Source organism: Enterobacter sp. HK-058-C-ECC, assembly GCF_047531125.1.
Classification (GTDB): domain Bacteria; phylum Pseudomonadota; class Gammaproteobacteria; order Enterobacterales; family Enterobacteriaceae; genus Enterobacter; species Enterobacter quasiroggenkampii.
This window is the reverse complement of sequence record NZ_JBLKCH010000001.1, coordinates 645,472-668,041: the sequence shown is the minus strand read 5'-3', so window position 1 is coordinate 668,041 and position 22,570 is coordinate 645,472. Positions and strand designations below refer to the sequence as shown.

Annotated in this window: 20 protein-coding genes; 12 read left to right on the top strand and 8 right to left on the bottom strand. The window is 54.9% G+C overall.

What is annotated here, in order from left to right; all coding sequences use genetic code 11:
- Positions 1-336: 336 nt before the first annotated feature.
- From ACMWJS_RS03270 to ACMWJS_RS03255, 4 genes are all read left to right on the top strand, one after another.
- The gene (locus tag ACMWJS_RS03270) at positions 337-1,077 is read left to right on the top strand and encodes an EAL domain-containing protein (protein ID WP_414746583.1); all 741 of its coding nucleotides are present in this window, start codon (positions 337-339) and stop codon (positions 1,075-1,077) included.
- Positions 1,078-1,156: 79 nt separating this feature from the next.
- Positions 1,157-2,326 (top strand): autotransporter strand-loop-strand O-heptosyltransferase, encoded by a 1,170-nt coding sequence (locus tag ACMWJS_RS03265; protein ID WP_414746582.1) that lies wholly within the window; start codon positions 1,157-1,159, stop codon positions 2,324-2,326.
- A gap of 11 nt (positions 2,327-2,337) precedes the next feature.
- Positions 2,338-5,829, top strand: a complete 3,492-nt coding sequence (locus tag ACMWJS_RS03260) for an autotransporter outer membrane beta-barrel domain-containing protein (protein WP_414746581.1) — start codon at positions 2,338-2,340, stop codon at positions 5,827-5,829.
- Between the two features lie 93 nt (positions 5,830-5,922).
- Positions 5,923-6,411, top strand: coding sequence for a helix-turn-helix transcriptional regulator (locus ACMWJS_RS03255; protein WP_162270758.1), 489 nt, complete (start codon positions 5,923-5,925; stop codon positions 6,409-6,411).
- A gap of 65 nt (positions 6,412-6,476) precedes the next feature.
- Here ACMWJS_RS03255 and dcp read toward each other — a convergent pair whose 3' ends face one another.
- Entirely contained in the window at positions 6,477-8,510 is a 2,034-nt protein-coding gene (gene dcp / locus ACMWJS_RS03250) for a peptidyl-dipeptidase Dcp (RefSeq protein WP_414746580.1), read from the bottom strand.
- 142 nt (positions 8,511-8,652) lie between these two features.
- On the opposite strand from dcp, the gene ydfG reads away from it, so the two are divergent.
- On the top strand, positions 8,653-9,399 hold the full coding sequence (ydfG, locus tag ACMWJS_RS03245) for a bifunctional NADP-dependent 3-hydroxy acid dehydrogenase/3-hydroxypropionate dehydrogenase YdfG (RefSeq protein WP_023292548.1): 747 nt from the start codon (positions 8,653-8,655) through the stop codon (positions 9,397-9,399).
- Positions 9,400-9,490: 91 nt separating this feature from the next.
- Entirely contained in the window at positions 9,491-10,177 is a 687-nt protein-coding gene (locus tag ACMWJS_RS03240; protein WP_414746579.1) for a GntR family transcriptional regulator, read from the top strand.
- Between the two features lie 35 nt (positions 10,178-10,212).
- On the opposite strand, the gene ACMWJS_RS03235 is transcribed toward ACMWJS_RS03240, so the two are convergent.
- Positions 10,213-10,644 carry a universal stress protein gene (locus ACMWJS_RS03235; RefSeq protein WP_024909093.1) on the bottom strand — a complete coding sequence of 144 codons (432 nt, stop codon included), beginning with the start codon at positions 10,642-10,644 and terminating at the stop codon, positions 10,213-10,215.
- 287 nt (positions 10,645-10,931) lie between these two features.
- Between ACMWJS_RS03235 and ydfZ the strand changes: the two genes are divergently transcribed.
- On the top strand, positions 10,932-11,135 hold the full coding sequence (ydfZ, locus tag ACMWJS_RS03230) for a putative selenium delivery protein YdfZ (RefSeq protein WP_014883679.1): 204 nt from the start codon (positions 10,932-10,934) through the stop codon (positions 11,133-11,135).
- Between the two features lie 43 nt (positions 11,136-11,178).
- On the opposite strand, the gene ACMWJS_RS03225 is transcribed toward ydfZ, so the two are convergent.
- From ACMWJS_RS03225 to ACMWJS_RS03205, 5 genes are all read right to left on the bottom strand, one after another.
- Entirely contained in the window at positions 11,179-12,642 is a 1,464-nt protein-coding gene (locus ACMWJS_RS03225) for a mannitol dehydrogenase family protein (RefSeq protein WP_414746578.1), read from the bottom strand.
- Between the two features lie 219 nt (positions 12,643-12,861).
- Positions 12,862-14,229 (bottom strand): MFS transporter, encoded by a 1,368-nt coding sequence (locus tag ACMWJS_RS03220; RefSeq protein WP_045910620.1) that lies wholly within the window; start codon positions 14,227-14,229, stop codon positions 12,862-12,864.
- A 73-nt stretch (positions 14,230-14,302) separates the two neighbouring features.
- Positions 14,303-15,322, bottom strand: a complete 1,020-nt coding sequence (locus tag ACMWJS_RS03215) for a Zn-dependent oxidoreductase (protein WP_414746577.1) — start codon at positions 15,320-15,322, stop codon at positions 14,303-14,305.
- A 14-nt stretch (positions 15,323-15,336) separates the two neighbouring features.
- Entirely contained in the window at positions 15,337-16,551 is a 1,215-nt protein-coding gene (gene rspA / locus ACMWJS_RS03210; RefSeq protein WP_414746576.1) for a starvation-sensing protein RspA, read from the bottom strand.
- Positions 16,552-16,662: 111 nt separating this feature from the next.
- Complete coding sequence (locus tag ACMWJS_RS03205; RefSeq protein WP_021241222.1) at positions 16,663-16,989, bottom strand: YnfA family protein; 327 nt, start codon at positions 16,987-16,989, stop codon at positions 16,663-16,665.
- Positions 16,990-17,141: 152 nt separating this feature from the next.
- Here ACMWJS_RS03205 and ACMWJS_RS03200 point away from each other — a divergent pair, with 152 nt between their 5' ends.
- Both ACMWJS_RS03200 and speG read left to right on the top strand, forming a co-directional pair.
- A complete protein-coding gene (locus ACMWJS_RS03200; protein ID WP_023335541.1) occupies positions 17,142-17,480 on the top strand; it encodes a DUF1283 family protein in 339 nt (112 codons plus the stop codon).
- Positions 17,480-18,040 (top strand): spermidine N1-acetyltransferase, encoded by a 561-nt coding sequence (speG, locus tag ACMWJS_RS03195; RefSeq protein WP_048030664.1) that lies wholly within the window; start codon positions 17,480-17,482, stop codon positions 18,038-18,040. Before ACMWJS_RS03200 ends, speG begins: the two co-directional genes overlap by 1 nt.
- A gap of 143 nt (positions 18,041-18,183) precedes the next feature.
- Here the strand turns inward: speG and ACMWJS_RS03190 are convergent, their stop codons facing one another.
- Positions 18,184-18,894 carry a YnfC family lipoprotein gene (locus tag ACMWJS_RS03190; RefSeq protein WP_072052294.1) on the bottom strand — a complete coding sequence of 237 codons (711 nt, stop codon included), beginning with the start codon at positions 18,892-18,894 and terminating at the stop codon, positions 18,184-18,186.
- Positions 18,895-18,998: 104 nt separating this feature from the next.
- On the opposite strand from ACMWJS_RS03190, the gene ACMWJS_RS03185 reads away from it, so the two are divergent.
- From ACMWJS_RS03185 to dmsD, 3 genes are all read left to right on the top strand, one after another.
- Positions 18,999-19,268, top strand: coding sequence for a DUF1161 domain-containing protein (locus ACMWJS_RS03185; RefSeq protein WP_414746575.1), 270 nt, complete (start codon positions 18,999-19,001; stop codon positions 19,266-19,268).
- A 131-nt stretch (positions 19,269-19,399) separates the two neighbouring features.
- Positions 19,400-21,838, top strand: coding sequence for a selenate/tellurate reductase subunit YnfE (gene ynfE, locus ACMWJS_RS03180; protein WP_414746574.1), 2,439 nt, complete (start codon positions 19,400-19,402; stop codon positions 21,836-21,838).
- Between the two features lie 93 nt (positions 21,839-21,931).
- Positions 21,932-22,546 (top strand): Tat proofreading chaperone DmsD, encoded by a 615-nt coding sequence (dmsD, locus tag ACMWJS_RS03175; protein WP_414746573.1) that lies wholly within the window; start codon positions 21,932-21,934, stop codon positions 22,544-22,546.
- The last annotated feature ends 24 nt before the right edge of the window (positions 22,547-22,570 follow it).

The following is a 22,570-nucleotide window of genomic DNA, read 5'->3' as shown; positions in this document are numbered from 1 at the left end:
TCCATGATGGTAATTGAATGGATCCTCACGTTTATCCAACCTGCGAAAACCCATTAACTTCTTTCTCGCATCTTAGCACAGCCAGACGTGACAACGTCTTCAGCAGACTTATTACTTGTAAATGCAACATCAAACAGAACATAAATTTGTATTTTGATAAATTAGCAATACATGTATCTACACACCATTTTTAGTTGATAGGATTTCTCGCAGAAGTGAATGAGCAGGTTCTTATTCTTCAGGTGTAGCCATCCTACCTACCGCCATTCACAGTTCGGGGAAAGAAGAAAGAAGTGGTACCCCGGGTAGCGAATCCAGTAGATAAGGAGCGACATTATGATAAGCACCAAAATGCTCATTAAGGCAGAACGTTTCTTCATCAAAGCCCGTAGATTGATTAGAGAAAAAATCTTATCAGCGGAACTGACCGGCGCTGAATTTGTTCCCTTCATCCAGCCGGTATGTAAGGGCGATGAAATTGTAGGCGGAGAAGTATTACTTAGAGTTCTTAAAGATGGGATTTACCACTCTCCCGAAAAATACCTCTCTGCAATGGAATCATGCGAGGTGATTAATGATGTCACATGCAGCCTGATGTCTGATGTTAAAACATTTTTTGAAGACTACGAAGGAACGCTACCTGATGATTTTTATCTCTCCTTCAACATCTATGCGAGACAGTTGAACTCTTCAAGAGTTATTGAAGCAGTTACGGACTTTAAGAAAGTGTTCGACGGACGCATTGCTGTCACACTGGAAATTGTCGAACGTGGAACAATGAACCTGGACGACTTTGCACTCGAGGCTATGCAGCAACTTACTGAGTCAGGTGTGCGATTTGCGATTGATGATTTCGGCAGCGGAAGTTCATGTCTCAAATACATTGAACATGCAGGTTTCTCAACACTCAAGATTGATAAATGCCTCACAATTGCAAGCAATGGATCATTAATCTATTCCGCGGTAATTGATTCCATTGTAGCTCTCGCAGAGCGATTGCAAATTCATGTTATTGCTGAAGGTATAGAAGATAAAGAACAACTATCTCTTTTGAAAGATATTCGCAATCAATTATGAAAAAGCACTACTTAAATAACAGTAGTGCATTCCACCTGATCATTACAAATTTAAAATTGCCACCAAGGACAAATTATATATGTCAGCTAACTTCCCAAACCCTCCAGAGCTTCCGTCCTGGACAGGACCGGACGGAATTCTTTATGACTTTAACTATGGCGCGCGCGTTTTGCTTCCGGAAGGAAAATGGCACGTTATTTTAATGGACGACGACAGCGGTAATATTCTTTTCAGCTGTGATTCAGAAGGCGGCTGGGTAACCAGTAATAAAAAATATTACGTCCGCTTCCGCATTCAGGTATTCCACCAGGGATCGATGAGCCCGGTCCTGGATGAAACGCTGGATATGAAGGACAAGCCCGTCGTCATCTTTTTCCCGACGGGGACGCTTGGCGACATGCTTGGCTGGTTCCATTACGCAGAGCGTTTTCGCCAACTGCACCGCTGTCAGCTTGAGTGCGTCATGGGGCAGGAAATCATTGAACTGCTTAGCGCGCAGTACCCAGAGATCACGTTCTCCACAAAGGACGATCTCCAGACGGAAAATCCCTACGCGTCCTGGTATATCGGCCTTTTCTTTAAGGGCGAAACCACTCATCAGCCCATCGATTTCAGGAAGGTCGGTTTCCACCGCAATGCCGGTTACATCCTCGGGGTGGATCCGCGTGAGTGCCCTCCCCGCCTGAAGCTGGATGCGGAGCGGAAAATTGCGGAGCCGTACGTCTGTATCGCCGCGCAGTCCACCAACCAGGCGAAGTACTGGAACAACGGCCATGGCTGGGCTGAGGTCGTCGCCCACCTTAAATCTCTGGGATACCGGGTGCTTTGCATTGACCGCCAGGCGCATTACGGCCAGGGCTTTATCTGGAACCACATTCCGCATGGCGCCGAAGACTTTACGGGCGATATCCCGCTCCAGGAGCGGGTGGACCTGTTAAAGCATGCGAGCTTCTTTATTGGTCTGGGCAGCGGGCTGTCATGGCTTGCCTGGGCATCCGGTATCCCGGTGGTGTTAATCAGCGGATTCAGTCTTCCCAACAGTGAATTTTACACCCCCTGGAGGGTGTTCAGCAGCCATGGCTGTAACGGCTGCTGGGATGACACGTCCGTTGATTTTGACCACGTGGATTTTTTGTGGTGTCCGCATCACAAGAACACTCCCCGACAGTACGAGTGCACAAGTCTGATAACCGGTCGTCAGGTTATCGGCATGGTGGACCGTCTGCATTCAGGATTAGTTGATAAGTAAAGGACGTAAATATGAACAAGATATATACCACGGTCTGGTGCGAGTCGCGCCAGCAGTGGGTGGTAACTTCTGAACTTGCGACCGGGTCCGGTCGTCCGAAGTTGACGCCGAAGAAAAGCGCACTGGCGCTGCTGCTGGGGGCTATATTACTGCCTTCCGGATCGGTCATGGCTGCGAATTATGTAGGTGAGACGGTAACGGGTATACAGGGTATTCATGCAGGCGATACGGCCAACTCTACCACCATTAACAGCGGTGGTAGTCAGTTCATCACCAGTGGCGGTTATACCTCTGCCACTACCATCAACACTGGTGGCTCTCAGCTCGTCTCCAGTGGCGGTTTTTCGACTGCCACCATCATCAACAGCGGCGGCTCTCAGCGCGTCTCTAGCGGCGGTATGGCCAATTTCACCACCATCAACAACAGCGGCAACCAGAACGTCTATGATGGAGGCTGGTCCTATTCGACTATCATCAACAACCGTGGCACGCAGACCATCTTTAATGGCGGTACTGCCACCATTACTACTCTCAGCGGGGGTAATCAGCACGTCTCCAGTGGCGGCTCAGCTACCTCTACGACTATAAATAGTGGTGGTTATCAGTATGTCTCCAGTGGTGGTTCGGCAACCTCTACTACCATCAATAGTGCTGGCGTTCAGAACGTCCTCATTGGCGGCACGGCCTTCGAAACAATAATAAATAGCGGTCGACAAAACGTAGACGGACTTGGCTCGGCAACCTCTACTACCATCAATTCAATGGGAATACAGTTCATCAGCGCAGGCGGATCGGCGACCGCCACGACCATAGATGGTGGTTTTCAGAACGTCTATGGTGAGGCCACTTTAACCACTATCAACGACGGTGAACAGGATGTCTTCGGTAAGGCCATCTCCACCACTATCAACGGAGGTGTACAGTTCGTCTCCGGCACGGCAACCACCACTATTATTAACGGCGGCACGCAGCGTATCTCCGATGGAGGAACAGCCACCTCTACGACCATCAACAGAGGTGGCGAACAGCGACTCACTGCTGGCGGCGCAGCAACCACCACAACCATCAACAACGGTGGTCAACAGTATATTTCCAGTGGTGGCTCTGCCATCTTCACCACCATCAACAGTGCCGGAGAGCAGCACGTATACAGTAGTGGTCTGGCCACTGACACCACCCTTAACAGCGGTGGTTTTCAGCTAATTTCTAGTGGTGGCCTGGCCACCTCCAGCACCATTAACAGTAGTGGTCGACAGTATGTTTCCAGTGGCGGTTCAGCAACCTTCACCACCATCATGACGGAGGGTCAGCAGTATATCTCCACGGGTGGCACTGCCACCGCCACTACTATCAACAGCGGTGGTGTTCAGTTCATTGATGGCGGTTTAGTCACCTCTACGATAATTAACGGTGATGGTTATCAGTATGTCTCCAATGGCGGTACGGCTACCTCTACAATAATCAACAGCGGTGGTGTTCAGTACGTCAGCAGTGGCGGTAGTGCTACAGATGTCACAATGAATGGTGGCTCACAGATTATCTGGGAGGGCGGAACGGTCACCAGTGTCGGCATCAATAGTGGGAGCTTGCAGACCTTAGGAAGTGGCGGTGCAGCCATTTTTACTACCGTCAACAGTAATGGTCTGCAGCGCGTCTTCGGCACTACCACCTCTACAACCATCAACAATGGTGGCAGTCAGTACGTCCATGCTGGCGGCCTGGCCACCTATACTACGATAAAAAGTGGTGGTGAGCAGGAGGTCACAGGTGAGGCTAATCAGACCATAATCAGCAACGGCGGTGCTCAGTATGTCTCCGCTGGTGGCAAAGCCACCTCTACTACCATCAAAAGTGATGGCCAACAGAAGGTCTTCGGCACAATCACTGATACCACTATTGATGGCGGCCAGTCGTGGCTGTGGGCCGGAGCAGTGGCCGACGGCGAAACCAGAGTAAACGTCGGTGGCGAACTGCTGATGAATGCCGGCTCTCTCGCAACGGACGTAAACATCCAGGGAGGTACCCTTTCTGTTAACGACCTTTCCGATGCCATATCCGGCCCGGACACGGCTCAGGTTGGTAAGCTCACCATGGTCGGCGGCAACGTCAACTTCCTGCGCAACAGCGACGGTGAATTCGCGAAGCTGACGATTACGGAGCTGAGCGGCACCGGGAACTTCCTCCTGAACACCTCTCTCGCAGACCGTAAAGGCAACTTCGTCACTATCGAACAGGGCACAGGCCAGTTTGGTATTGCTGTGGCTGACTCCGGTAAGGAGATATCAGACCACACTGACCTGACGCTGAACCTCATCCACGAGAAAGGCGGTGACATTGACTTTGAAATGGTCACGGCATCCGGGCGAAGCACCCGATTCGTGGATGGCGGCACGTATATGTACACCCTGTACAGCCAGCTGGATAAGGACGGCCTCACCGGCGGTAACGTATGGTATCTGGGTGCCATGGGGAGTGGCGGTGAGAACCCGGGCGGTGAAAACCCGGGCGGTGAAAACCCGGGCGGCGAAAATCCGGGCGGTGGTGACAACGGCAACGCAGGAGGTAACGGAAATGGCGGTAAGAAGCCAATGACCACACCTGCAACTGATGCCATTCTGGCCATGTCCAATGCAGGTCTGAACGTCGTCCATTCCGAGCTAGATGGACTGCGCACGTATCGCGCTACTCTGGATAAAACCGGACCGGAAAGCAACGTCTGGGGTCACTACCTTGGAAGCAAAAACAACATTGATACCAGCAATGGCGCTGCTTATCAACTCAATCAGAACGGTATGGAGATCGGCGCTGACACCCGGAATGACTTTGCGCGCGGCAACCTTGTCACCGGTGCGTTCATGTCCTTTAGCGATAACAAAGTGAAGCATGCCCGCGGCGGCACAAGCAAAATTGACAGCTACGGCCTCGGCCTGTATGCAACGTGGTTTGACGCCAGCGGGTTCTACGCTGACGGTGTTGTGAAAGGTAACCGTCTTAACAACAAACTGAGAGCGGTCATGACCAATGGCGGTAGAACCGGTGGTGACTGGAAACAATACGCGCTTAGCACAGCAGTCGAAGGCGGCTATCAGTTCGATCTCAAAGATGACGTTAGCATCACGCCTTATGGACGCCTGGCGTTTGTTCAGATGACCAGTGAGGATGTGAAACTCAGCAACGGCATGAAAAGCAACACGGGCACTCCACGTTCTGTTACGGGTGAAGCCGGTGCGAAGCTTTCCGGTAAGTTCAGTCTGGGTTCGACTGAGTTCAAACCTTATCTGTCAGCTGCGGTGGTGCAAGAGTTTGCTAACTCAAACGAAGTCACGATCAATGAGCGCAATCGCTTTGACAACAACGTCAAAGGCACGTCAGGCAAGTACGGTCTGGGTGCATCGGTCAACGTTGGTAAAGACGTAACCTTGTACGGTGAGGCTAATTATCGTCAGGGCAGCCAAATCGAAACACCGATCCAGGGTGTGGCAGGTGTCCGTATCGGATTCTGATGTTCCACAGGGGCCTTAGGGCCCCTTTTCACATTGTTCTGAGATGTTTTGGTTATGTTTATGCCTCACATAATTTTGACGAAAGATGTTTTCTTGAATAAAGCGCTGTCTGTCATCCTTCAGCAAGCGTCCCCCAGCAGAAAGGTTTGCGTCGTAGATATTGAATCATTCAGAAGCCTGGGCGCCATTTTCAACCTTCTGAAAAGAAAGAAACTCACTGAAAAGCATGAAATGATCTTCATCGGTGGCAAGGATGTCAGTTCAAGAGTTCTCGAACCGCTTGTGACAATTTACAGGAAATCGTGCTTTATGGAGTTTCGAAAGCAGCTTACGGGCGGTCGGACGTATTCATCAGAATATGCGTTGAACCACATCGCGCGCTGCAGAAGTCTGAGCATGCTTTCAGAACAGGAGAAAAAGACACTTTTCGCCCTTCTGGATACTGATGACACGGTTGCTGCTGCAAGAAAAATTTACCTGTCCCCCAAGACTGTCTATACCTACACTAATAATATTGGGCAAAAACTTAACCTGAATTCGATACTTCAGGTCAGGCAATTTATTCATTCTGAATTCGAATAGTCGTTGCGGGAAAAACAATAAAAACCGGGCGCGAAGCCCGGTTCTGTTATTTGCTAACGGCGGTTTTACGCGCTCAGCCCGCGATTCTCCAGCATCGGCTCAATCTTTGGATCGTGCCCGCGCCAGTTGCGATACAGTTCAGCTAAATCAGTACTATTGCCGCGCGACAAAATCGCCTCGCGGAATTTTTGCCCGTTTTCACGGGTCAGGCCGCCCTGTTCAACAAACCACTGATAGCCGTCGTCAGCGAGCATCTGCGTCCACAGGTAGGCGTAATATCCCGCCGCGTAGCCGCCGCCAAAAATATGGGCAAAATAGCTGCTGCGGTAGCGCGGCGGCACGGCAGGCAGATCCAGCCCCTCTTTTTTCAACGCAGCCGCTTCAAAATCCTCCACGCTCGAAACGGCCTCGCCGATGCCGTGCCAGTTCATGTCCAGCAGCGCGGCAGCCAGCAGTTCAGTCATGTCATAACCCTTGTTGAAATGGGTCGCGTTGAGCATGCTTTCCCGCAGCGCGTCCGGCATCGGCTCCCCGGTTTCGTAATGGCGCGCATAATGGGTAAACACCTGTGGATGGCTGGCCCAGTGCTCGTTGATTTGCGACGGGAACTCAACAAAATCACGCGGCGTATTGGTGCCGGAAAGCGTGGCGAAACGCTGGCTGGCAAAGAGACCGTGCAGCGTATGGCCAAACTCGTGGAACAGGGTTACCACGTCATCCCAGGAGAGAAGCGCGACACCGCCATTCGCCGGTTTTTGATAGTTACAGACGTTGTAGATCACCGGACGGGCAGCAAACTCGAAGGATTGCTCGACGAAATTCCCCATCCATGCCCCGCCCTGTTTGGAATCACGGGCAAAGAAGTCACCGTAAAACAGCGCCATGCCCTCACCGGTATGGTCGAAAATTTCCCATACGCGGACGTCCGGATGATACACCGGGATGTCGAAGCGTTCGACGAAGCGAATGCCAAACAGCTGGCTGGCTGCCCAGAATACGCCATCCTGCAGCACGGTATTGAGCGCAAAGTAGGGCCTGATCTGCGACTCATCAAGGGCATATTTTGCCTGGCGCACGCGCTCCGCATAAAAGGCCCAGTCCCAGGCCTCCACGGTGAAACCGCCCTGCTCATCGTTGATAACGTTCTGAATGTCGGCCTGCTCACGTTCCGCGCGGGCGCGAGCGGCAGGCACAATGCCGCGCATAAATTCCAGCGCGGCGGCCGGGGTTTTCGCCATCTGATCGGCGATGCTCCAGCTGGCGTAATCCTCAAAGCCCAGCAGACGAGCCTGTCGTGCACGTAGCGCCGTCAGACGCAGGATCAGCGCGCGGGTATCGTTTTCATCCCCTTTCTGGGTACGCGTCCAGCCTGCGTTGAAGAGGTTTTCGCGCGTCTGACGATTGCGCAGCGCGGAAAGCGCGGGCTGCTGGGTGGTGTTCAAAAGCGGGATCAGCCAGCGATCGTTTAGCCCTCGCTCCGCGGCAGCCTGCGCCGCATCAGCAATCTCACCGGCGCTGAGCCCGTCAAGCTGGTGCGCGTAATCCACCACCAGCCCACCCGTTTTATCGGCCGCCAGCAGACGCTGGTTGAACTGGCTGGTCAGGGAGGCCGCCTCGGTATTCAACGCCTTCAGCTCGGCCTTTTCTGTCTCATTAAGACGCGCGCCGGCCAGAATAAACCGCTGATACGTCTCTTCGACCAGACGGCGGGATTCGGCGTCCAGCGCGGCACGGTCCTGCCAGACGCTCTCCACGCGGGCAAACAGCACGTCATTCAGCCAGATATCGTTTGCCAGCGCGGCAAGCTCGGTGGAGAACTGTTCCTCCAGCTCCTGTAAATACGGATTGGTGTGCGCGGAAGTCATGGCGAAGAACACGCTGCTGACACGCGCGAGCAAAGCGCCGCTTTTCTCCAGCGCCAGCACGGTGTTAGCAAAATCAGGCGCAGCGGCCTGAGCGACAATCGCGTCAATGTCAGCCCGCTTCTGGCGAAGGGCTTCATCGAAGGCCGGACGATAGTGACTGTCGTTGATCTCATCAAAATGGGGGGCCTGGTAAGGCAACAGGCTGATGTTAAAAAAGGGATTCGTGGCCGTCATCTTTCGCTCCTGAGTACGGGTATCCTCCCAGAGTAGGCCAGGCCGCCATCCCCTGCAACGCTGTCATACAAATGTTGCCTTAACGCACCCTCTGCGGCCGTGCTATGTTAGTACAACACAAAAAGCGTTGAGGAACAGTGAGATGATTATTTTAGTTACCGGGGCAACGGCAGGTTTTGGTGAAAGCATCACGCGTCGCTTCGTCGCCAACGGGCACAAGGTTATCGCGACCGGCCGCCGTCAGGAACGTCTGCAGGAGCTGAAGGACGAACTAGGCGACAGCATTCTGACCGCGCAGCTGGACGTGCGTAACCGCGCGGCGATCGAAGAGATGATTGCGAATCTGCCAGCAGAATGGCGCGCTATCGACGTGCTGGTCAACAATGCCGGTCTGGCGCTGGGCATGGAGCCTGCCCACAAAGCCAGCGTGGAAGACTGGGAAAACATGATCGACACCAACAACAAAGGGCTGGTCTATATGACCCGCGCGGTGCTGCCGGGCATGGTCGAGCGCAATCGTGGCCACATTATCAATATCGGCTCCACCGCCGGAAGCTGGCCCTATGCAGGCGGTAACGTCTACGGGGCGACAAAAGCGTTTGTGCGCCAGTTCAGCCTTAACCTGCGGACCGATCTGCACGGCACCGCCATTCGCGTCACCGACATCGAGCCGGGCCTGGTGGGTGGCACCGAGTTTTCCAATGTGCGTTTCAAAGGCGATGACGCGAAAGCAGACAAAACCTATGAAAACGCGAACGCCCTGACGCCGGAAGATGTCACCGAAACGGTCTGGTGGGTGGCGACGCTGCCAAAACACGTCAACATCAATACCGTAGAAATGATGCCGGTCAGCCAGAGTTTTGCCGGACTTAGCGTCCATCGTGGCTAACGCTGCCCTTCCCGGCCTGCGGGCCGGGTCTGTTTCGGGTTATAAAAGAATGGTAGTATGTTCAGGCTAACTCTCTGAGAAATGACAACTCATGGCCGCTGAATCGCAACTCAATCCCACCCAGCCCGTAAACCAGCAAATCTATCGCATTTTGCGACGTGATATTGTCCATTGCCTGATCCCACCGGGAACGCCGCTTTCTGAAAAAGAGGTGTCAGTGCGTTTTGACGTTTCCCGTCAGCCGGTGCGTGAAGCGTTTATTAAGCTTGCGGAAAACGGTCTGATTCAGATCCGCCCGCAGCGCGGCAGCTACGTGAACAAAATCTCCCTCTCTCAGGTGCGCAACGGCTGTTTTGTTCGCCAGGCCATTGAATGCGCGGTGGCGCGCCGTGCCGCAACGCTCATCAATGACAAGCAGTGTTACCTTCTGGAGCAAAACCTGCATCAGCAGCGGATTGCGATTGACCGCAAGCAGCTGAATGATTTCTTCCAGCTTGATGATGAATTCCACCAGAAACTGGCGCTGATTGCGGATTGCCAGCTGGCCTGGGACACCATCGAAAACATCAAGGCCACCATCGACCGCGTGCGTTATATGAGTCTCGATCACGTCTCCCCGCCGGAAATGCTGCTCCGACAGCATCACGATATTTTCAGCGCGCTTGAAAAACGTGACCCGGACGGCGTGGAAAAAGCGATGACGCTGCATCTGCAGGAAATTAGCGAATCCGTGCAGCTGATTCGTCAGGAAAATAGCGAGTGGTTTAGCGAAGAGTAATATTACGCCGCCCCCTTTCGGACGCGGCGATGGGTTTAGCGAACGACTAACACCGGAATTGTGGCGTAGCGGAGGATAGATTCCGCATTTGATCCCAGCAGATGGGTGGTGATGCCCGGATTTTTCGACCCGATGACAATCACGTCATATTCCCCCTCCTTGCTCAGCCTGATAATTTCATCGCGGACGTTGCCAAAGCGCACCAGGCTGTCAATTTTCTCCGGCGAGATATCGAACAGTCTTTTTAACGCGTTCATTTTCTTACCGGATTCCTCGGTCATATACTCTTCGAACTTTTTAATATCGGCATTAAATCCGCGCAGCAGGGATCGGCTGCTGGCCGGCAGAATGTTGACCAGGGTAATCGAGGCGCCTTCCGCCTTCGCAAGGTTTGCCGCGTGGCGAACCGCTTTGTCGCTCAAATCCATTTCAAACACATCAACAGGCATCAAAATCTTCTTATACATAAGCCTGACTCCTTATTCCGATGAAAGGGTTATTTCCTGTACCCAGAATGGCACCGGGAATATAAACCAACCCTCAACGCTTCCCTGCTGAAACTATCAATAAATGAAAATAACGGTCTGCTTTGTCAATTGCTGTCGTGAACCGTCAGCGCCCGGCACAATAAAGAAAAAAGTGTGAGTTTGATCAAAAACAAAAACATGTGATGCAGACAGGCGTATTTATATGCTCCGTGAACGGCAACCCTGAAATAACGCCGTAACGAACAGGTTAGAGAGGAGAAAATACCATGATGACATACGACCGTAACCGCAATGCAATCACCACCGGCAGCCGCGTCATGATTAGCGGCACGGGCAAAACTGGCGTGATTAAAGCGATCCACAGCGACGGGCTGGATGCCGCGCAGGTGCGCCGCAGCAAAACGGTTGAAGTGGAAGGATGCGAAGGTAAGTTCGAACCGATTGAGCTGATTCGCCTGGGTATGCACTAAACGGTGCGCAGACATGCCGCCGCGAGCGGCGGCATGTGCTGAATTACCGTTGAGACACGTACTGTGCCACGGTCGCTTTCGCACCCTTTTGCAGCAGCGTCTGGTACGCCTTCATCACCGCATCAACAAAGACGGCTTCACGCGGTAATTCCTTGCCGAAGATGGCCTCGATACCGAGCAGCGCCTTGACCCGGCTTTCCCCTTCCGCACTGCCTTTAACCGCCGCCTGAATCACTGCCAGCTGCGGATCGCTCACGTCAATCGCATTACCCTGCTCGTCCACGCCGCCGACATAGCGCATCCACCCTGCCACGCCCAGCGCCAGCAGCGGGAAAGGCTTCTGATGCACCAGGTGCCAGCGCACGGAATCCAGCATACGCTGCGGAAGCTTCTGGCTGCCGTCCATCGCAATTTGCCAGGTCCTATGGCGCAGGGCCGGGTTGCTGTAGCGGGCAATCAGGAGATCGGCATAGCGTCCTAAATCGACGCCTTTGACCTTCAGCGTAGGCGCCTGCTCGTTGAGCATCAGCGCGTGCGCGGCGATGCGGTAATGTTCATCTTCCATACACTCGGTGATATGCTGGTAGCCCGCCAGATAGCCCAGGTAGGCCAGAAATGAGTGACTGCCGTTAAGCATGCGCAGCTTCATCTCTTCAAACGGGATCACGTCCGACACCAGTTCGGCCCCGGCTTTTTCCCACGCAGGACGCCCTGCCACAAAGTTATCTTCGATTACCCACTGGCGGAACGGTTCACAGGCCACCGCCGCCGGATCGCGCACGCCGGTCAGCCGTTCAATTTTATCCAGCGTGTCGGGGGTGACCGCAGGCACGATGCGATCCACCATGGTTGACGGGAAGGTGACGTGGGATTCGATCCAGTCCGCCAGCTCACCGTCTACCGCACGGGCGTACGCGCAGGTGACATTGCGCATCACGTGACCGTTCTCCGGCATGTTGTCACAGGACATCACGCTAAACGCCGGCAGACCTGCCGCCTTACGGCGCGCGAGCGCTTCCACGACGACACCCGGCGCAGATTTTGGCTGGTGCGGGTTTTGCAGGTCGGCGACGATAAACGGATGATCGAGCATCAGTTGCCCGGTCGCCGGCGAGTGGCAGTACCCTTTCTCGGTGATGGTCAGCGAGACAATCGCAACCTGCGGGTCACACATCGCCGTCAGCACCGTCTCCAGCCCGTCAACCTGCGCATGAAGGGCCTTTTTGACCACGCCAACTACGCGGGAGGTCCACGCATCGGCAGACATTTCCGTCACGGTATAGAGGTTATCCTGTGCGTTCAGATCGGCAATCTGCTGCTCACCGCCAATCAGGTTAACCTCACAGTAGCCCCAGTCGCTGCCGTGCTCAGCTGCGAGGATATCGGCATACACTGCCTGATGCGCCCGGTGAAATGCGCCAAAGCCTAAATGAACGATGCGTGCTTTAAGGCTGTCGCGATCGTACTGAGGCAGCGTCGCATTGGCCTGTAATAAGGTATTTTCCATGATTAAGACTCGTTAATTAGAAAGCTGTGGATCGCTGCCGCTCTTTCTGAAGCGGCAGCGCCTGCTGACTACACCAACTAGAATGGCAGTTGGGGTAAAAAATTACTGCCATCAACCATACTGATACTGCCGTTTGAGATTTTGATTTATATTAACTTTTGGTCATGTGGTGTGACATAAAAACAAAGTTGTGTGACAAGTCACGCAAGCTATAAACCACTAGCGTCGCGAGGAGACAGCGCCGTAACCGACCGTCTCTTTTGGCGCAGACTCAGCTGCGTCATGCGCCGCGCTCAAATCACGGTCGCGCACTTCCGGCATCAGGATCGCCGAGACCAGTCCAATCACGGAATAGGCCACCAGCATGGCAACAATCGGCCACCAGGAGCCGGTCATATTGCAGAAGATCCCTGCCAGCACCGGACCAAAACCCACCGCCACCAGACCACCCGCCTCTTTGGAGATGGCCATACGCGTAAAGCGGTTTCGCGAGCCAAACATCTCCGCCATGGTGATATTTTCCAGCGCGAACAGCCCCAGAACGGCGAAGTTATGGATAACGATGATAGAGAGCATGATCGTCCCCGGCGCATAGCTCTTATCGACGATGATCGACAGCATTGGGTACGCGAGCAGAATGGCGGAGATATTGAGAATAATGTACGGTAGACGGCGCCCCACTTTATCGGAAAGCCAGCCCAGCAGCGGAATGGAGATAAACCCGAGAATGGAGCTGATCATCAGCGCATCGGTAGGGATGGCCTTATCGAACAACAGCGTCTGGACCAGGTAGCCCGCGAGGAAGGTCTGGATCAGCCCCGAGTTGCCCGCCTGGCCGAAACGCAGACCTGTCGCCAGCCAGAAGGATTTGCTTTTCACCATGGAACCGAGCGACGTGTCCGGCTGCACGGTTTGTGCATCGTTCACTTTCTCAAAGACCGGGCTCTCTTTCAGGTTCATACGCAGCCAGATGGCAAAGATCATCACCACGACGCTGGCGAGGAACGGCACGCGCCAGCCCCAGGCGAGCAGCTGTTCACGGTCAAGGGCAAAGAACATGATGGCCCAGATCGCCGTGGCGCTCAGTGTCCCGCAGTTAGTGCCCATCGCCACCAGCGAGGAGATGATGCCGCGTTTTCCTTTCGGCGCGTACTCTGCCAGCATGGTCCCCGCCCCGGAGATCTCAGCCCCGGCGCCCAGGCCCTGAATGATGCGCAGCGTCACCAGCAGAACCGGGGCAAAAATCCCGATCTGCGCGTAGGTCGGCAGGACGCCAATCAGCGTGGTGCAGATCCCCATCATGGTGATGGTGATGAACAGCACCTTCTTACGGCCAATGCTGTCGCCCATTCTGCCAAAGATAAAGGCCCCGACGATGCGCGCAATATAGCCTGCGCCGTAGGTCCCCATCGCCAGGATCAGCGCCATCGCGGCAGACTGTTCGGGGAAGAAGATCTCATGGAAGACCAGAGCGGCCCCCAGCGAGTAAAGCTGAAAGTCCATGAACTCCAGAGCGGTGCCAAGCCAGCCGGAAACGGCGGCTTTCACCAGATCGGCGGTGGATCGTTGCGGTTGTACTTGTGTCATGATGGCTATCTCTGAAAGGTAAGATGCGAACCACATAGAGCCTGTCTGCGCAGGCTCTTAATCGCGTAAATGATTATTGGCCGAACGTGAGTAAGACTTTGCAGCACTGCCGCTGATCTTTCTCAAACAGTTCGATGGCGTCTGTTACGTGGTGATAGTCAAAAGTATGGGTGATCAGTTTTTCCGGGTCGATCAGCCCCCTCTTCAGCCAGTCGATGACGACCGGGAATTTGTTGGCATTCAGGCGCGAGGAGAAGATCGCCAGCTCTTTGCCGGTAATGCCCTGCTGAACAATCTGGCTCGGCTCGCTGGAAAAGCCCATCAGCACGATGCGCGCCGCTGGCGAGGCCAGGGTTATCGCTTCCTGCAAAATAGATGGATGGCAGGCGGCATCAATGATTAAGGTCGGTTTGATGCCTTTTTCCTCCAGCGCGGCCTGCAGCGACTGCTCGCCATTATTAAAGACCCAATCCGCGCCGCTGCGCCGGGCCATCGCCAGGCGCTCGTCTATGCGGTCAACCACGATAACCTGCTTCACCTGATAGACGCCTTTCAGCGCCTGCACGGTGACCAGCCCCATCGGGCCAGCGCCGTAAATCAGCGCGACGTCCTGTTCCGTCGGTTTCGCCTGCCCGGTTACGTTGGCGGCGATGGTAAAGGGCTCAACCATGACGGCGTGTCGATCGGGAATGTCATCCGGAATGGCCCAGGCATTTTGAGCGGGCACTGCCGCATATTCACTGAAGCCGCCATCACGGTGCACCCCCAGCACGACCAGCGAGGTGCAGACGTTCGGTTTTCCCACGGAGCACGGGTAGCAGTGCCCGCAGCTGATCACCGGGTCAACCGCGACGCGCTGGCCCTGACGCGCGCTATCAACGCCCTCGCCTGTGGCGTCAATCACGCCAAAAAATTCATGGCCGATGACGCGTGGATACTTCGCAAACGGGTTATGCCCGCGGTAGATGTGGCTGTCCGATCCACAGATACCCGCCAGCGTGATTTTCACACGGACTTCGCCTGCGCCTGGTTCCGGGCGTGGCCGCTCTTCAATCACCAGTTGGTTTGGCTGCTGAATCACTACGCTTTTCATCGTTTGCTCCTCGCTTACCAGTTCCACAGCGTGCCGTCTTCCAGGCGGGCCACCGGCAGATAGGCCGGATCGTAGGGGTATTTCGCTGCCAGCTTTTCATCAAACTCAATGCCCAGCCCCGGCTTATCGCCCGGATGCATATAGCCGTTATCAAAGCGCCAGTTGTGCGGGAAGACTTCCAGCATCTGTTCGGAGTAGCCCATGTATTCCTGCACGCCAAAGTTCGGTACCCACAGGTCGAAATGCAGCGCGGCGGCATGACAAACGGGCGACAGATCCGACGGACCGTGTGAACCGGTACGCACCTGATAGAGCGAGGCAAAATCGGCGATGCGACGCATCCCGGTAATGCCGCCCGCGTGGGTAATGGTGGTGCGGATATAGTCGATAAGCTGCTCTTCGATAAGCTGCTTGCAGTCCCAGATGCTGTTAAACACTTCGCCTACCGCAATGGGGGTGACGGTGTGCTGGCGGATCAGGCGGAAGCAGGCCTGGTTTTCCGCAGGCGTTGGATCTTCCATCCAGAACATGCGGTATGCTTCGATGCTCTTGCCGAAGCGCGCCGCTTCAATTGGCGTCAGGCGGTGGTGCATGTCGTGCAGGAGGTGCTCATTGAAGCCGAATTTACTGCGCACCGCGTCGAACAGCTTCGGCGTGAAATCGAGGTATTTTTCGGTAGACCAGAGCTGCTCTTCCGGCCAGTCGCCTTTGGTCGCAGGCTCATAGGCCAGCCCCTTCCCTTTGGCCATGCCGTAGGTGGTTTTCATGCCCGGCACGCCGCACTGCACGCGGATCGCCTTGAAGCCCATCTCTTTATGACGGGCGTAATCTTCCAGTACGTCGTCAATGGTGTGGCCGGTAGTATGGCAGTAGACCATCACCCCTTCCCGGGAGGCGCCTCCCAGCAGCTGGTAGAGCGGCATGTTGGCCGCTTTGGCTTTGATATCCCACAGCGCCATATCCACGGCGGAGATGGCCGACATGGTAACCGGACCGCGACGCCAGTAGGCGCCTTTATAAAAGAACTGCCAGATGTCTTCGATGCGGTGCGCATCGCGGCCAATCAGCTGGGGGCAAAGGTGATCCTTCAGGTAAGAGGCCACGGAGAGCTCGCGTCCGTTTAGCGTAGCGTCACCGAGACCGACAATGCCCTCATCGGTGGTGATTTTAAGGGTGACAAAGTTCCGCCCCGGGCAGGTAACAAACACGTCAGCCGCGACAATCTTCATAATTCCTTTCCTTACATCGTTCGTTGTGATGCTGGAAATTTACCCACCAACCCTACTACCATACAAGTATAATGATCATAAAATCAGCTAACGATCACAAAACCAGGGGGCTCACGCGCGCCCCCATCCCGCCACAATAATCAGCATACCGCACAGGGCAATCAGCGCCCCGGCCCAGTCGTATGCGCTGAGTTTGACGCCATCCACCACGCGTAACCACAGCAGCGCCGTGCAGACATAGACGCCACCGTAGGCCGCGTAAACGCGCCCACTGGCCGCCGGATGCAGCGTTAACAGCCAGACAAACAGAGCCAGCGCGACGCTTGCCGGGATAAGCAACAGTACGGATCCGCCCTTCTTCAGCCAGAGCCAGGGCAGGAAGCAACCGATGATTTCGCATAGCGCGGTGGCAAAAAAAAGCAGCGTCGTTTTAAGCATATTTCACGTCAGGTGAGGATTTATTTAACCATCATACCTGATGATGCCCTTTACTTTTCCATACTTGCTCCGCGGGTATGCCGTCATTTCGCTTTAGTGTAGAATCTGTACGGGGTAACTTGATTATCTGCACCCATTTAAAAGGAAACGCTATGACCACATTAAGCAAACGCCTTTGTCTGACAGCCCTGCTGGCGCTGTCATCGTTCGCCTTTGCCGCCTCTGCGACAGCGGAAACCAGCAAGCTCATTATTGAGTCTGGTGACAGCGCGCAAAGCCGTCAGAACGCCGCCATGGACAAAGAACAATGGAATGACACCCGTAACCTTCGTCAGAAGGTCAACAAACGTGCTGAAAAAGAGTGGGACAAAGAAGATGTCGCTTTTGACGCACGCGATAAGTGTCAGCAAAGTGCAAACGTCAATGCCTACTGGGAGCCAAACACCCTGCGCTGCCTGGATCGCCGCACTGGCCGTACGGTAGCCCCATAATGTCGGTGTCCTGCGACGTTAAACTCCGTCCGCTGGAGCGTGAGGACCTGCGCTTTGTCCACCAGCTCGACAACAATGCCAGCGTGATGCGCTACTGGTTCGAAGAGCCTTACGAGGCGTTTGTCGAGCTGTCCGATCTCTACGATAAGCACATTCACGATCAGAGTGAACGTCGGTTTGTGGTGGAGTGTGAAGGTGAAAAAGCCGGACTGGTGGAGCTGGTTGAGATCAACCACGTTCACCGCCGGGCGGAGTTTCAGATCATCATCTCCCCTGAGCATCAGGGAAAAGGCCTTGCGTCACGGGCGGCTAAGCTGGCAATGGATTACGGATTCAACGTTCTCAATCTCTACAAGCTTTACCTGATTGTGGACAAAGAGAACGAGAAAGCGATCCATATCTACCGTAAGCTGGGCTTCATGGTGGAAGGCGAGCTGATTCACGAGTTCTTTATTAACGGTGAATACCGCAACACCATCCGCATGTGCATTTTCCAGCATCAGCACCTGGCCGGACACAAACCGTCAGGCGCCAGCCTGCTGAAACCTACTGCGCAGTGAGATTGATGACAAACCTTGTCATGAACCATTGCGCTGTCTTTCTTGCCGGGTGGCGCTGTGCTTACCCGGCCTACAGGGTGCTTCATTGTAGGCCCGTGCAAGCGTAGCGCCGCCGGGCGAAACGTACAAAATGCACGTTACTCTCAGTAATATTCAATCGTATTCTTGATGGTGTACTTGCGCTCAACGGCAGGTTTGACGCTGTCGTCCGTGATCGTCAGATCGCAGCTCACCGGGTTATTGTGGCGGTCGTAATCGCAGCTCTGCTTCACGTTGCCCAGCGGCTTATCATTCAACATGCTCACTGCCGAGTAATCCATTCTTTTGCGAAGATCTTTAGACGGCGTCGACTGGACGGACAGATGCTGATCCCCGGAGACGGTGGTTTTGCCCAGCGGGTAGCCATCCGCGTCGTAGCGATACTTCACTTCCATCTCTTTGCCGTGCGCCGCCACCACAAAACCGTTGTCGTCGGTATCCCACGTCACCCCGGCTGACGGCAGTTCGGCCAGCTGGCATTTCCCCTGCAGCTTCACTTTGCGCTGCTGGGTTTCTGCGTCGAGATAGTAATTGGCATCCAGCACCAGCGCCACGCCGGTGTTGGCCTCCAGGTCGTGCAGCTCCAGCGTATCGAAACACCCTTCCGTCGAGACGGTGCCGGTGACCCGTTTGGACACTTCGCCCTTCTCGTTGAACAGCGTCTGGGTAAAGTCTTTGACCGGTCCGCGCAGCGGATCAAAATCAAACTCGTTTGAAAAACTCGCCATCTCGGGCGTAAACGACAGCGGCGCGGAGCTGTTGTCGCACCCCATCAGTGTTGCTGCCAGTAGCGTTATCGCTGCGTATTTCTTCACATTTATTACCGTACAGGGAGATTATTCCCAATCATATTAGCAAATACAGTTGTTTACACGAAGCCTGCTAAAATTAATCTCTACATAGAGAAAAGGAGCTACAGATGAAACGGTTACCCTGGATTACCGCCCTGCTGTTAATGAGTGCCTCAACGGTCGCGCTGGCGGCACCGGATTCCTGCGAGCGCGTGAAAAGCGACATTCAGCAGAAGATTATCAACAACGGCGTGCCTGAAACAGGGTTTACGCTGAGTATTGTGCCGAACGACCAGGCTGACCAGGCGGGCACGCAGGTGGTGGGCCACTGCGCCAACGACACCTTCAAAATTTTATACACCCGCACAGGCAGTGGTGCGGCCGCTGAAGCTCAGTAATTGACCCTCAATCCCCTTTGATTTGATGAGGATTAAGATTTAATACTCCCAAATAAGTAACACTCACCCCATCATTAGCCCGGATATCATTTCGGGAAAAATAATACGCAATTATAATGATGGGGTGAGCCATGTCCGATATTGAACATCACGGCGGAATTAGCCGTCGAACTCTCGTGAAATCTACGGCGATAGGTTCTCTGGCGCTTGCCGCTGGTGGGATCTCGCTGCCTTTTGGTTTAAAAAGCGCCGCCGCGGCGGTGAAGCACGCCGTCCAGCCGCCTGAAGATACCGTGGTGTGGGGCGCCTGCTCGGTCAACTGCGGCAGCCGCTGTGCGCTGCGTCTGCACGTGCGTGACAACGAAGTGTACTGGGTCGAAACGGATAACACCGGTGAGGATATTTACGGTAACCATCAGGTGCGCGCCTGCCTGCGCGGACGTTCTATTCGCCGCCGAATCAATCACCCTGACCGTCTGAACTACCCGATGAAGCGCGTGGGCAAACGCGGCGAAGGTAAGTTCGAACGCATCACCTGGGATGAAGCGCTCGACACGATCGCCGCCAGCCTGAAAGACGTGGTGGCCAACTACGGCAACGAAGCGGTGTATATCAACTACTCCTCCGGGATTGTCGGCGGCAATATCACCCGCTCCTCCCCTTACGCTTCGCTGGTGGCGCGTCTGATGAACTGCTACGGCGGTTTCCTGAGCCACTACGGTACCTACAGCACGGCGCAAATTGCCTGCGCGATGCCCTACACCTACGGCAGTAACGACGGCAACAGCACCTCGGACATCGAAAACACCAAACTGGTGGTCATGTTCGGCAATAACCCGGCAGAAACGCGCATGAGCGGCGGCGGGATTACGTACTATCTGGAACAGGCTCGCGAGCGGTCCAACGCGCGCATGATTGTTATCGACCCGCGCTACACCGACACGGCAGCCGGTCGTGAAGATGAGTGGATCCCGATCCGTCCGGGTACCGATGCCGCGCTGGTAGCGGGTATTGCCTGGGTATTAATCGACGAAAACCTGGTCGACCAGCCGTTCCTCGACAAATACTGCGTCGGCTATGACGAAAAAACGCTGCCGGAAGGCGCGCCCGCTAACGGTCACTACAAAGCGTATATTCTCGGCCAGGGTGATGACCACACGGCGAAAACGCCGGAGTGGGCCTCACGCATCACCGGCATTCCGGCGGATCGCATCGTTAAGCTTGCCCGCGAAATCGGCTCCGCGAAGCCGGCCTACATCTGTCAGGGCTGGGGACCACAGCGCCAGGCAAACGGCGAGCTGACGTCCCGCGCCATCGCGATGCTGCCGATCCTCACCGGAAACGTGGGGATCAACGGCGGGAACAGCGGCGCACGTGAGTCCACCTACACCATCACCATCGAACGTATGCCGCTGCCGGATAACCCGGTCAAAACGCAAATTTCCTGCTTCAGCTGGACGGACGCTATCACCCGCGGTCCGGAGATGACCGCCCTGCGCGACGGGGTGCGCGGCAAGGATAAGCTGGACGTGCCGATTAAGTTCATCTGGAACTACGCGGGCAATACCCTCATCAACCAGCACTCCGATATCAATAAAACCCACGATATCCTGCAGGATGAAAGCAAGTGCGAGATGATTGTGGTCATCGATAACTTCATGACGTCGTCAGCGAAGTATGCCGATATCGTGTTGCCAGACCTGATGACCGTCGAACAGGAAGACATCATTCCTAACGATTATGCGGGTAACATGGGCTACCTGATATTCCTTCAACCCGTGACCGCGCCGAAATTTGAACGCAGGCCCATCTACTGGATCATGAGCGAAGTGGCGAAACGCCTCGGGCCGGATATCCATCAGAAATTTACCGAAGGACGGACGCAGGAACAGTGGCTGCAGTATCTGTATGCCAAAATGCTCGAAAAAGACCCTCATCTGCCGTCCTATGACGAGCTGAAAAAAATGGGTATTTACAAGCGTAAAGATCCGAACGGCCATTTTGTGGCCTATAAAAAATTCCGCGAAAACCCGGAAGCCAACCCGCTGAAAACGCCATCGGGTAAGATTGAAATATACTCCAGCAAGCTGGCGGAGATTGCGGCCACCTGGGAGCTGGAAAAAGATGAGACCATCAGTCCGCTGCCCGTCTACGCATCAACCTTCGACGGCTGGGATGCGCCCGAGCGCGCACAGTTCCCGCTGCAGCTGTTTGGTTTCCACTTTAAGGCCCGTACCCACTCGAGCTACGGTAATGTAGACGTGCTGAAAGCCGCCTGTCGCCAGGAGGTCTGGCTTAATCCTGTCGATGCTGAAAAACGCGGCATTAAGAACGGCGATACGGTGCGCGTCTTTAACGAACGCGGCGAGGTACGAATTGAAGCAAAAGTGACGCCGCGCATCATGCCCGGCGTGAGCGCTATGGGCCAGGGTGCCTGGCACGACGCCAATATGAGTGGCGATCGCATCGATCACGGCTCATGCATCAACACCCTGACCACGCACCGTCCTTCACCGCTGGCAAAAGGCAACCCGCAGCACACCAATCTTGTGCAGATCGAGAAGGTGTAGCAAGCGAATGGCGTGGCCGTGGTTTATTCTATGATTTGTATTATCGGTTAACACAGTCGCGCGGACACTCTCCGCGCGAACAAGGAAGATGTAATGAAAGATGTCTCACATCGTGAATCGTTCGCGTTCAGCGCCCGGGTGCTGGGCGCGCTGTTTTATTTCTCGCCAGACAGTGAGCAGGCCGCGCCGCTGGTGCAGGCCCTCACCGCAGGGGATTGGGTTCAGGACTGGCCCCTACCCCCGGAAACGCTGCAGCCTGTAGCTGACACTTTTGCCGCGTCTGCCGATGAGCCGCTGAGGGACGCCTGGCAACGGCTGTTTGTTGGCCCTTACGCCCTGCCCGCGCCACCGTGGGGCTCCGTCTGGCTTGACCGTGAATCCGTGCTGTTTGGCGACTCGACCCTCGCGCTGCGCCAGTGGATGCGGGAGAACGCTATCGCATTTGAAATGCAGCAGAATGAACCGGAAGATCACTTCGGGACGTTGCTGCTGCTGGCGGCATGGCTGGCCGAGAATGGCCGCGATGCGGAGTACGCTCAACTTCTGGCGTGGCACCTGCTGCCGTGGAGCACCCGCTTCCTGTCCGTGTTTGTCGACAACGCCGGGCATCCGTTTTATACCGCGCTGGGTAAGCTTGCGCAGCTGACGCTCGCAGACTGGCGATCCGGGCTGCTTATTCCGGTTGCGGAAAAAACGCTGTATCGCTAAGGGGTGTGGCTTGCTCGCGGATAG